Raw genomic sequence first — 12,086 nt, forward strand, 5'->3', positions numbered from 1 at the left:
TTTTGTTTTTGCGGTTTGTATAGAAGAAAAATGTACAGATTTTGTAACTATTCAGGTTCGTGCTGGTTCGCCAGCTCTACCCCCATGGAGATGCTGTGCGAATTGGCGCAAAAATACGCGCCAATCCGCACAGCTTGCGTCCATTAGGCGCTTAAGCCGACGCAAAAAGCGCGTCGGCTTGTTGTGAAAGGCGCGCCAAAGGCAAAGGATTAAAAGCAAAATCCCAGGGATTCCATCCCTGGACCCGGCCAGGGAGGTGCCCTCCCTGGACCCGCAGTTGTGTTGGGTGGTGAATAGTTAGCAGATTTCTCCCTATTCTACAATACCGGCGCAGAGTAGATCGGGAAGCTGCGACACAAACGCGCCACCTCCTGCCGTACATCCATCTCGATTGCCGGATCACCATTAGGGCTATCCGCAACCATATCTAAAATACGCACAATCATCCTACCTACCTCACGAAACTCCTCCTCGCCAAAGCCACGACTGGTGGCAGCCGGGGTTCCCAAACGAATCCCTGAAGTGACAAACGGACTCTGCGGATCCCTGGGAATCGCATTCTTGTTACAGGTCAAGCCAACCTGCTCCAACGCATGTTCCGCCACCTTGCCCGTGATACCACGGGAAGTCAAATCCACCAGCATCAGATGGTTTTGCGTACCACCAGAAACAATTCGTAAACCCCGTTCCACCAAAGTCTCTGCCAAAGCACGCGCATTGCGGCATACCGCTTCAATATAGCTCTTATATTCCGGCGATAACGCCTCTTTGAATGCCACCGCTTTGGCGGCAATCACGTGCATCAATGGTCCCCCCTGAATGCCGGGAAAGATTTTGGAATCGATCTTTTTCGCCAGATCTTCGCGGTTGGTCAAAATCATCCCACCCCTGGGACCACGCAAGGTTTTGTGGGTGGTGGTGGTGACAATATCCGCATAGGGAATCGGGGAAGGATGCGCACCCACGGCAACCAAGCCGGCAAAATGGGCCATATCGACCAGAAGTGCGGCACCTACTTCATCACAAATAGCCCTGAATTTTTCAAAATCAATTATTTGGCTATATGCGGAAGCTCCTGCCACAATCACGCGCGGCTTATGCTGACGGGCCAACGCGGCCACCTGCACATAATCGATTTTTTCTGTTTCAGGATCCAAACCATATTGCACGGCGTTGAACAACTGTCCCGAAAAATTGGGCTTGGCCCCATGGGTCAGATGACCGCCATCAGCCAGTGACATTCCCAAAATGGTATCGCCCGCACTGGCCAAAGCCAAATAGGCGGCCATGTTGGCTTGCGATCCCGAATGGGGTTGCACATTGGCAAATTGACATCCAAACAACTTTTTCGCCCGGGCGATAGCCAGCTCTTCTGCCTTGTCCACAAAATTACAGCCACCATAATAACGCTTGCGTGGATAGCCTTCCGCATATTTATTGGTCAAAACGCTTCCTTGTGCCTGCAAGACTGCGCGGCTGACCACATTTTCCGAGGCGATCAATTCAATCTGATTCTGTTGCCGACCCAACTCTTCGGCAATGGCCCCATACAACTCTGGATCAATCTGTTGCAGATTTAAGTCACTGGTGGTCCACTTGGCCAGTGCTTCTGACGAACTGTTATGTGCTGCGTTTCCTGATTTAGCCATTGCGCTTCTCTTGCTCAGTTAAGGGTCAAAAAAAGTATGAGTTCTGCTCATTTGTCCATCAATTGAATACGACGCTGATGACGCCCACCTTCAAAGGCTGTCGCCAGCCAAACTTGTACAATAGCCTCAGCGACCGGTGCACCGGTCACTCGTCCACCCAATACCAAAATGTTGGCATCATTATGCTGTCGTGACAACCGGGCAGTAAATTCATCATGACATAAAGCGGCCCGAATCCCGGGATAACGATTGGCAGCCATCGACATGCCCAATCCTGTGCCACAAATCAATATACCACGTTCTGCCTCACCCGCACGCAAAGCTTGGCAAACCCGGCCTGCATATTCGGGATAATCGACAGAGTGCAGGTCGTTAATTCCCAAATCAATGATCTTCAATCCTTCCTGCTTTTGCATCTGTTGGAGCAAGAAGTGCTTCAGCTCTGTTCCTCCATGATCATTGGCAATGGCGATAATCATTCCTGAACTCCTCTCTTACCCTGCATCTCTCCTCTCTGTGTCCCACTAACCAGAGAGGATAAAGGCATTATAGCGGTTCCATGGTATCCCACACCTGACACTGTGGACATTTCCACGAGATATCCTGTGATTTGAAACCACATTGTGAACATTGAAATACCGGTTGCCGAGAGGTCAGCATATCCAGACAGCGTTCGCTCACCTCCCCTGCTTCTTGCCATTGTCCGGTACGTCCCAACAAACGAATCAGTCGATGGACTAAAAAAGCTGAGGCAGGATGTGCTGCCACCCCTTTGCGCAACAAAACTATCGCCTCTTCCAGGCGACCTTGCTCCTCCAGAATATTGCCCCAACATAAAATCAAACGCGGTGAGGCGGTTGCTGCTGCTACTGCCTCCTGCATCATCCGCTCAAAGCCCCTTTCATCCTTGGCCAAGGCATACGCTTTTTGCATCGGCCCTACCAATAAAAAGAAATGGCTTGGTCTTGTTTTGCGCACCATGTTGAAATGTTTGACAGCATTGAGCGGTTCATTGCGTTCAATTTCTGCCTCGCCCAACAGACGATAGGCTTCCACACAACCGGGATAAACCTTGATGGCCGCCAAAAAGGGATCGATGGAGGGCGCAGGTGTGATTGAACCAGAGTTTTTCTTGTCTTGTTCCCATATTTCCAAGCCGGCGCGCAACAATAAGTGAGCCTCACGTCTGGGATCTGCCTGACCGCTCACCCGCTTTAAGGTGCGCAAAACCTCCAAAGCCAAATCCCATCGCCCTTCACTTTCATGCAGAGCCTGCAACCCAGTCAATGCTTTGCGATGTGCCGGATCCACCTCCAACACGCGGCGATAGGCTTCTACGGCACGATCCAAAAATCCACCCTGGCGATAATCCTCAGCCAAAGCAAACAATGCAGCGGTCCGATTTTGATCGGAGAGGTCGGGACGTGCAATGATGTTTTGATGAATACGGATGGCGCGTCCCACCTCGCCACGGGCACGAAACAGATTGCCCAACGATAGATAGATCTCTACCGTTTCTGAGTTGATGCGCACCGCCTGTGTAAAAGCCTCAATTGCCTTGTCCGGTTCATCGCTGAGCAAAAAGTGCACACCGCGAAAATAGAAGGCGGTCTCTTCATATTGCGCAGAACCGCTGCCACCAGGTGCAATGGCACTACGGCTGACGGCCTTGTCTCGTCCCATGCGATAGCCGGTACGAAACAACACGGTTCCTACCGTAATCGCCAATGCCGCCCAACCAATCAAATTGGCCAGTTTCATCGCCTGCTCGTTTCGGCTCTAAGAAAACCTCTGTCAAGAAAGAGGCAGATCATTATCCAGGGGTTGATTGCGCAAATTGGCTAGTTCCGCTTCCAGCTTTTGATTTTGCTTGAGAAGAAGATCATTCTGCTTACGGACAGTCTGAAGGGTGCTCCATGCGGAGAAAGTACCGGCTAAATAGCCTAGAAATAATGGGATAAAGGCCAGCACAAACAAAGGTATATCTGAAAAGAGCAAGCCGCCAGGTAATGAGACGATCACCTCTTTTTGATTGGCCGCCGCAAACAAGACTGCCAACAGGGCCAGCACCAGAATAAACAACAGGTTTAACCAGCCAACCATGTTTTATCCCGCTCTCCCCAGCCCACACTCCCGTTAGCCGGTCCCATGGTTATTCTCAACTGTCATGAACAGGCCAGCGGAGCGAGGTTGACAACCCCTCGCTTCGCTGACTCGCACATGTCAATGGTCTACCCGCTCGCGCAATGCCTTGCCGGCCTTGAAAAACAGCACACGTTTGGCATCCACCATAACCCGTTCACCGGTTTTCGGATTGCGTCCTTCCCGCGAACGCCGTTCCTTTAGTCCAAATGAACCAAATCCCCGCAATTCAACCCGGTTTCCCACCTCCAGTGAGTGACCTATGGAATCAAATACGGTATTGACGGCTGTTTCCGCATCCTTACGAGAAAGCTTCAACTGCTGGGCAATCAGGCTGATTAAGGCCGACTTGGTCATGTTTTTCCCTCTCTTTCGTTTTAGGTGCTACTTCCTGATCTTTTTTCCAAAGCCTGCGACAGAGCTTCGCCCAAACTGCTGGTAGCGGATCCGGTATCAGAAGTGTATTCCTGTACAGTTTTGCGCTCTTGCGCCGCTTCCAAGGCTTTGACCGAAAGGCTGATTTTGCGTTTTTGCCGATCAACCTGGGTGATTTGCACGCGCACATCCTCACCAACTTTCAGATTGGCACCTTCAGGATCTTCGCGGGAAAAATCGCTCTTGCGCAACAGACCTTCGACCTGCTCGGCCAAACGCACCACCATGCCTGCTGCGACCGCTTCAATGATCGTACCGGCAACTTCAGTGCCCTTGGGATGCTCATCCACCCAAACCGTCCAACTATCGGGACTGGTCTGTTTCAAACCCAAGGAGATACGCTCCTTTTCAGGATCCAAGGAGAGCACAATCGCCTCTACCTCCTGACCACGTTGGAAGCTTTTCAAAATATCTTCCCCGGCAGCGTTGTCCCAACTGACATCGGAAAGATGCACCAAGCCGTCGATATCGCCTTCCAGGCCGATAAACAGACCGAACTCAGTGATATTTTTAATTTCACCAGTGACCGTAACACCCACTGGATGTTTTTCGGCAAAGGCAACCCATGGATTTTCCTGGCACTGTTTCAGGCCCAGGGAGATGCGCCGCCGTTCCGCATCCACATCCAACACCATTACATCAACCTCTGTACCCACTTCAAGAATCTTTGAGGGATGGAGGTTTTTCTTGGTCCAGGCCAGTTCAGAGACATGGGCCAACCCTTCTACACCCGATTCCAACTCCACAAAGGCGCCATAATCGGTGATATTGGTGACCACACCACGGAAACGGGTTCCCGGAGGATATTTGGCACCAATACCTTCCCAGGGATCGGTTTGCAACTGTTTCATACCCAGGGAGATGCGTTGGGTATCAGCATTAAATTTGATCACCTGTACTGCGACAGTGTCACCCACTGCCACCACACTGGAAGGATGTTTGACCCGCTTCCAGGACATATCGGTGATATGCAGCAGACCATCCAGACCACCCAAATCGACGAAGGCGCCATAGTCGGTGATATTTTTGACCACACCGTCCAGGATCATCCCTTCATGCAGGGTTTCCAACAAAGCGCTGCGTGCACTTTCACGCTGCTTTTCGATCACCGCACGGCGAGACACAACAATATTGCCCCGACGCCGATCCATTTTGAGAATGTCAAAGGGTTGATCCTCTTCTTGCAGGCGCGCAATATCATGCACCGGACGCACATCCACCTGCGAACCAGGCAAAAATGCTGCCAAAGAGTTGATGTCAACTGTATAGCCACCTTTGACCTTGCCCATGATCCGGCCATAGACCGTCTCTTGACCATTGAAGGCCTGTTCGAGCTTCAGCCATGCCTCTTCCCGTTTGGCTTTTTCACGCGACAAGATGGCTTGGCCGTTCTGATCTTCGGAACGCTCCACAAACACATCTACCTTATCACCCACCCCCACAGACAGCACACCATTGCTGTCAAAAAACTCCCGGATGGTCAGCCGCCCCTCGGATTTGAGTCCCACATCGATGACAAACTCATCACCCTCGCGCTGAATAATCGTGCCAGTGACCACCTGGCCTTCTTTGCCGATACCCTGGCCGAACGATTCGTCCAGCAGTGCCTCAAAGTCCTCATCTGCGATTTCATCAAGTAACAACGCCTCAGCAGCCACGTAAATCCACCTTCGGTTATAGGTTATGGGGAAATTCCCGGTATTTCTGCTCTACTTTAATATTATTGCGATTCAACAAACGACTCTCTACACGTAAAACCCGCCTGATTCAAGGTGTTTTTTATCAGTTGCAACACATGCGCAATGCTCTCTGCGAGGGTCAGGTGGGTGGTATCCACCAGCAGCGCATCCTCAGCGGGTTTCAGGGGAGCGGTAGTGCGCCCGGCATCGCGTTGGTCCCGTTCGGCCATAGCCGCATATATCTCCGTGAAGTTAGCATTTTTTCCAGCCCCTTGCAACTCCCGCACACGACGTTCTGCCCGTTCTTCTAAGGAAGCGGTTAAAAATATTTTCAAGTCAGCATCAGGCCATACAATCGTGCCGACATCCCTTCCATCCAGGATCACATGTTGGCTGCCACCATAGCGACGTTGAAAAGCAAGCAGCGCCTGACGCACTGCCGGAATGGCAGCGATGCGGGAAGCTGATTGACCAATCTCTTCGGCACGTAAGGCAGTGGTTACCTCCTCTTCTGCCAAGAAGGCACCAAAAACTCCTGCTCCCAACGCACGATAGGTAAAAGGCATTGTTGTGGCACGGGCAACCAAGGCATCCGCATCCTGCAACTCTTCGCGCAGAGCCAGCAAACCTAAAGCACGATAAATGGCCCCTGTTTCCAGGTAGGCCAATTGCAACCGACTGGCCACCGCCCGGCACACCGCTCCCTTGCCCGCTCCAGCCGGACCATCAACGGCTATCACAATGCGTTCACCTTTTGCTACACCACCAGGATGTTGTTTCATGGATTTCATTGAATCAGGTTGTTATACCACTCTCTCAGGAGATCTGTGCACCCAAGTGGCTCATGATGGCGCGAAAGGTCGGAAATGAGGTCTGAATATTGGCACAGCGTGTTACCACAACCGGCTCACGACAGCGCAATCCTGCCACTAAAAAGCTCATGGCAATGCGATGATCGGTAAAAGAGTCCACCGTCACCCCGCCAGCCAACCCTTCTGGACGGCCTGTGATATGCAACCCATCGGCCAATTCAGTGACGGTGACTCCCAGGCTCTGCAAACCAACTGCCATGGCATGGATGCGGTCACTCTCTTTCACCCGCAGCTCGGCGGCACCGCTTAAACGGGTCTCCCCTTCCGCCAGGGCAGCGGCTATACAAAAAACAGGAAATTCATCAATCGCCCGTGGAATCAGCGCCGCAGGTACTTCAATACCATGCAGCGGCGCAGAACGAACATACAGATCGGCGATGGGTTCTCCGCCGGCCACACGTGGTTGGCGCTGTTCGATATGTGCTCCCATCATGGTCAACAGCTCCAACAAACCGGTGCGCGTGGGATTGACCCCCACTCCCGGTAATAATATCTCGGAACCGGGCACCAACAAGGCTGCCACCAGAGGAAAAGCTGCCGAGGAGATATCCCCCGGAACAGTAATATGCTGGGCACGCAAATTGGGCCAGCCTTCTACAGTCACCCGCATCCCCTCCCGGCGTACATCGGCGCCAAAGGCAAGCAGCATCCGTTCGGTATGGTCACGTGACCACTCCGGTTCCAGCACTGAGCTCCCCCCTGCCGTGTTCAAAGCGGCCAACAGTATGGCGCTTTTTACCTGTGCGGAAGCCACGGGCATCGTATAATCAATCGGAATCAATTCACTGCCTTGGATAACCAATGGCGCCCGCCCTTGATCACGGCTGAAAATGCGTGCTCCCATTTGCGACAAAGGTGTGATAACCCGTTTCATCGGGCGTTGCCGCAAGCTGGCATCGCCAGTCAGCACAGTAAAAAAGGGTTGACTGGCCAGCACACCAGACAACAAACGCATAGCCGTACCGGAGTTGCCCATATCCAGGACATCATCCGCTTCCCGCAGACCATCCAAACCGACACCCTGAATTCGGTAGATTCCGGCGTCATCGCGGACAATCTCTACCCCCATGTTGCGAAAGGCAGCGACGGTTCGCAGCACATCCTCTCCTTCCAGAAGATGATGCACCTCCGTTTCTCCCTCGGCCAGGGCCCCCAACATGATGGAGCGATGGGAAATGGATTTATCACCCGGAACGGTTGTTTCGCCATGCAGCCTTGTAGCGGCACGACTGCTCAGAGTATCGGTTGCCTGCGCCTCGTTCATCTTTTCCGCACTACCCCTTTAAAATTTTATTCTCTGCCAGAATACGATCACGTGTGCTCTTGGAGCGGGCAAAAATTCCATAGAGCGCATCGCCATTACCTGAAGCAATCTGTTCCATCAAGCGATCCACATCCTGGCGAAAGCGGGTCAGAATAGCCAAAATTGCTGTCCGGTTTTCCAGACAGATGTCGCGCCACATACTGGGATCTGAGGAGGCGATGCGGGTAAAATCCCGAAACCCACCGGCAGCATAGCGAAACACCTCTGCGCGAATCTGATCTTCCAAATCAGAAAGGGTATTGACCACGCTGTACGCCATTAAATGGGGTAAATGGCTGGTTGCTGCCAAGACCTGATCATGATAGGCCGCGTCCATGATCTCCACATAGGAACCGGTAGCCTCCCAGACCAAACGCACCAACTCCAAAGCATCATGTGCCGTGTGGGCAGAGGGAGTCAAAATGGTACGGCTACCCGCAAACAAAGTGGCAAAAGAGTGCTCCACTCCCACATGTTCCCGTCCGGCAATCGGATGTCCGCCGACAAAATGGCATTTTCCACCTTTGTTGTCTGCTGCCGCCAAAGCCTCTTCGCACTCCCGCACCACCGACTGCTTGACACTGCCCACATCGGTGACCACCGCCCCAGGAGAGAGAAAGGGCGCAATATGGGCCACCATCGGTGCAATGGAGCGCACTGGTGTGGCTATAACCACTAAAGTGGCGCCCTGCACTGCCTCTGTCGCCGAGGTCGTTCCATGATCGATCACCCCCAAGGCCAAAGCTTTTTCCAGAGCGCTGCGACTGCGGTTGACCCCCACCACCTCACCCACCAAAGCCTGATCCCGTAAGGAACGAGCCAAAGATCCCCCAATCAGGCCAACCCCGATAACAGCCAGTTTTTTGATAAAAAATGCCATAATATTACAGTACCTTGCGCGGATAAGAACCCAGAATTTTCACCATAACCCCCGCAGTGGCTGCCAGCTCTGCCAATGCTGAGGCCACTGGAGAATCTTCCTGATGTCCTTCCAGATCGATAAAAAAGAGATAATCCCAGGCCCTCTTCATCGAGGGTCGTGACTCGATACGGGTTAAATTAAGCTCCTGTTGGGCGAAAATACCCAATACCTGATGGAGAAATCCCGGTTGATCGGGAAAGGAAAACATCAGACTGGTCTTATCCTGACCAGAACGAGCAGGTATCTCGCGACCAATCACCAGAAAACGGTTTTCGATACCCGCCCGATCTTCGATATGACGCGCCAGGATCTGCCAATCGAAGGGATCAGGGGTCGTCTCCCCGGCGATTACCGCTGTCGCCGCTGTTTGTCGCGCTTCCCAGAGCGCTGTTGCCGTCGACACGCACTCTTTCAGAGAAACGGCAGGCAGATGTTCGGCAAGCCACTGTTGACACTGCGCAAGTACCGTTGGTTGACCATAGACCACCCGCACTGAGGCAAGCTCTTTTTCCCGCGACAACAGATGATGGGTTACCGGCAGATAAATCTCTCCACAAATCCGCAACGGCGACTCCACCAAACGATCCAAAGTATGATGAATCATCCCCTCTGTGGAGTTTTCAATAGGGGTTACGCCAAAATCGGCACGCCGCAACTCCACTTCGTTAAAGACATCATTGATAGTACGCACCGGATAAATCAGTGGTGCGGAACCAAATTGTTTACTGGCGGCCTGATGGGTAAAGGTGGCTTCTGGACCTAAATAGGCCACGGTCAATTGGCGTTCCAAATTCAAAGAGGCCGAGATAATTTCCCGATAAATGCGGTGCAAGGCCGCAACCGGCAGCGGTCCACGGTGGCGTGCTTCCAGGCGGCGATGAATAGTGGCTTCCCGTTCTGGACGATAAAATGAGGAGTTTGCGGAGCTTGTGCCATTTTTTTCCTTCCACTCCCCCACCTCTCGTACCCGATCGGCTCGTTCCATCAGCAGGTCATGGATTTGATCATCAATGTGATCAATGGCCTGTCGTAACGCCTCCAAAGTCATTGTGTGCCTGATTGGGTCAGCCATACCGGTCTGCATTCCACCGAAAAATAGTCTGCATTGCGCAAGACAAACCTACTGCGAAGTGAAAAGTCTTACAAAAAGAGCTGTGAGATCTTGCTTCTCTTTTGGCCTGCCCACAGCAGTTACAAAAAAAGGGTACACATGCCCGTATACACCTCTTATTGCCTCTGCTAGACAAAGCAGAATCTGTTGTCCACTGCACCCGTTATTGCAGCCAAGCTTCTTCCCTTTGCAAGTTGCAGTCAACAAGCAATCAACTGGTGCCTGCGACCAAACAGCACACATACTGCTGGTGAAAAGGTGCACACAGTGAGAAGCGGCAAGCACTATTGCAACCATACCAAGCCTGGGCAGCGCTGGCATGGACCCACTATACCAACTCAAAACCCCATCTGGACTCCGGCATAAATTTCATGAATAGAATTGTCCTCGGTACTGATCACATGGCCCATATCTGCACCAGATAAATGGAGATAACGGTATCCGATATCGGCATGAACCAGGTCGGTCAGAGGAAAAGTGACACCTGCTCCCAATTGAAAGGCAAAATCGGTACTATAGCCTTTATTGCTGGTGGCAGCATTATAGATCACCGTGCTATCCGTGCGCGCCAAACCAATACCGCCCAGCAGATAGGGTTTGAGCATCGAATCAAGAGGAAGATCATAGATGGCATTGCCCATCACTGTTTTTACCGTCATGGCACCATTGAGTTTTGTGACAGCAGCGCCCCTGACCGACAGACTATCTGCATAGAGCTTGCGATACCCGCCTTCCAATTCCAGGCGAACCGAAGGATGCAGACGGATACCTGCGGCCACAGAATAGGTGGCATTCTCTTCATAGCCAGTTGCTGTTGCCTTGGCCCCGACTTTGGTTTTGCCCTCTGTATCATCAGCAAAAGCACCACCGATTTTCAGACTGACATAATAGGGCTTTTCCACAGTATGAGCCGCTGTTGCCACAACAGACAGTGCGACAATACCAGCAAGCAACATCAATCTTTTCATATCCTATCCTCAAAAAATAATGGACAACCCTGATTCGCCAAGCATACAGAAAACAGCTCTCTCAACCCCCCCTTATAACAGCAATGTGCCATGAGGTCAAACCATTGCCACAGGGCAATCGCATTTGAAAATCAGAAAATTGTTATGGAGGTCCAGGAGGAGATTATCTCCTCCTGGTGGGTGCAGGGCAAAGCCCTGCTGAAAATGTGCGGCGTTTCACAAAAGCGAATGCGCAGCATTCGCGCACGCCGCACAGATTTGTGCCCCGCAGGGGCACTCTTTGGGAGGGCGGACGCCCGACATGCACAGTTTCGCTTGTGGCAACAGTGAAGAAATTGGCAAATGCGCTTGCCCTGACCATTGCCAATTGTCCGCTGGTCATTTCAGCACCTGGGAAAGCGCCGCTCCAGGCACATTTCCCGCTACCGTTTTGCCGATACCACTTCGATACCAGAGCGGGTACGCTGACTGATGCGACAGCTCAGTGGCTGAAAACCACATTGCTCCAAGAGACGATATAATCTGCTGCGGCTAAAGTTGTGATAATGATCATTCTGGTGCCAATAGGGATTGCTACCCTGTAGATCCAACAGTTGCCAAATACGGCTTTCCCGGTTGGGCACCGACAGCAACAATACTCCGTTTGCGGCCAACAAGCGATGCGCAGCCGCAAGATAGCGGGTAGGAAAGGGAATATGTTCCAACACATCGGTCATGCTGACGATTGAAAAACGTCCATCGGGTAGCGACAACTCATCCAAACGACAGCAATAGGCCTCCATTCCCTGCTGCTGCAATTCCGTTACTCGCTTGCGTTGCAGATCGATACCCACCGGTAGATAACCACACTCTTTGGCAGCGTGCAGCAAGGCACCATTGCCAAACCCCACATCCAACCAATCGCCATCGGAGCGATATTGCCCTACATGATTGACCCGATCACCAGATAAAATATGCATGGATTCCAGATATTTGACATCTGTTACCGGATCAAGCTGCTCAAAC

Annotated in this window: 12 protein-coding genes; all 12 read right to left on the reverse strand. The window is 52.1% G+C overall.

What is annotated here, in order from left to right; genetic code table 11:
• Positions 1 to 317: 317 nt before the first annotated feature.
• A complete protein-coding gene (glyA, locus tag EJP87_RS09400) occupies positions 318 to 1,649 on the reverse strand; it encodes a serine hydroxymethyltransferase (RefSeq protein WP_130471611.1) in 1,332 nt (443 codons plus the stop codon).
• Between the two features lie 47 nt (positions 1,650 to 1,696).
• Positions 1,697 to 2,128 carry a ribose 5-phosphate isomerase B gene (gene rpiB, locus EJP87_RS09405; protein WP_130471612.1) on the reverse strand — a complete coding sequence of 144 codons (432 nt, stop codon included), beginning with the start codon at positions 2,126 to 2,128 and terminating at the stop codon, positions 1,697 to 1,699.
• Positions 2,129 to 2,195: 67 nt separating this feature from the next.
• Positions 2,196 to 3,410: a tetratricopeptide repeat protein gene (locus tag EJP87_RS09410; protein ID WP_130471613.1), complete on the reverse strand. Its 1,215-nt coding sequence runs from the start codon at positions 3,408 to 3,410 to the stop codon at positions 2,196 to 2,198.
• Between the two features lie 33 nt (positions 3,411 to 3,443).
• Positions 3,444 to 3,752: a DUF1049 domain-containing protein gene (locus EJP87_RS09415; RefSeq protein WP_130471614.1), complete on the reverse strand. Its 309-nt coding sequence runs from the start codon at positions 3,750 to 3,752 to the stop codon at positions 3,444 to 3,446.
• 120 nt (positions 3,753 to 3,872) lie between these two features.
• The gene (locus EJP87_RS09420) at positions 3,873 to 4,148 is read right to left on the reverse strand and encodes an integration host factor subunit beta (protein ID WP_130471615.1); all 276 of its coding nucleotides are present in this window, start codon (positions 4,146 to 4,148) and stop codon (positions 3,873 to 3,875) included.
• A gap of 20 nt (positions 4,149 to 4,168) precedes the next feature.
• Positions 4,169 to 5,884 (reverse strand): 30S ribosomal protein S1, encoded by a 1,716-nt coding sequence (gene rpsA, locus EJP87_RS09425; protein ID WP_227657554.1) that lies wholly within the window; start codon positions 5,882 to 5,884, stop codon positions 4,169 to 4,171.
• 62 nt (positions 5,885 to 5,946) lie between these two features.
• On the reverse strand, positions 5,947 to 6,687 hold the full coding sequence (gene cmk / locus EJP87_RS09430) for a (d)CMP kinase (protein ID WP_130471616.1): 741 nt from the start codon (positions 6,685 to 6,687) through the stop codon (positions 5,947 to 5,949).
• A 34-nt stretch (positions 6,688 to 6,721) separates the two neighbouring features.
• Positions 6,722 to 8,041 (reverse strand): 3-phosphoshikimate 1-carboxyvinyltransferase, encoded by a 1,320-nt coding sequence (gene aroA, locus EJP87_RS09435; protein ID WP_130471617.1) that lies wholly within the window; start codon positions 8,039 to 8,041, stop codon positions 6,722 to 6,724.
• A 10-nt stretch (positions 8,042 to 8,051) separates the two neighbouring features.
• Complete coding sequence (locus tag EJP87_RS09440; protein ID WP_130471618.1) at positions 8,052 to 8,960, reverse strand: prephenate dehydrogenase; 909 nt, start codon at positions 8,958 to 8,960, stop codon at positions 8,052 to 8,054.
• A gap of 4 nt (positions 8,961 to 8,964) precedes the next feature.
• On the reverse strand, positions 8,965 to 10,074 hold the full coding sequence (gene pheA, locus EJP87_RS09445; RefSeq protein WP_193771266.1) for a prephenate dehydratase: 1,110 nt from the start codon (positions 10,072 to 10,074) through the stop codon (positions 8,965 to 8,967).
• Positions 10,075 to 10,451: 377 nt separating this feature from the next.
• On the reverse strand, positions 10,452 to 11,081 hold the full coding sequence (locus tag EJP87_RS09450) for an outer membrane protein (RefSeq protein ID WP_130471620.1): 630 nt from the start codon (positions 11,079 to 11,081) through the stop codon (positions 10,452 to 10,454).
• A gap of 422 nt (positions 11,082 to 11,503) precedes the next feature.
• A partial coding sequence (locus EJP87_RS09455; RefSeq protein ID WP_130471621.1) for a class I SAM-dependent methyltransferase occupies positions 11,504 to 12,086 on the reverse strand: 583 nt, incomplete at its 5' end.

This window comes from Candidatus Magnetaquicoccus inordinatus, assembly GCF_004217665.1.
Classification (GTDB): Bacteria; Pseudomonadota; Magnetococcia; order Magnetococcales; family Magnetaquicoccaceae; genus Magnetaquicoccus; species Magnetaquicoccus inordinatus.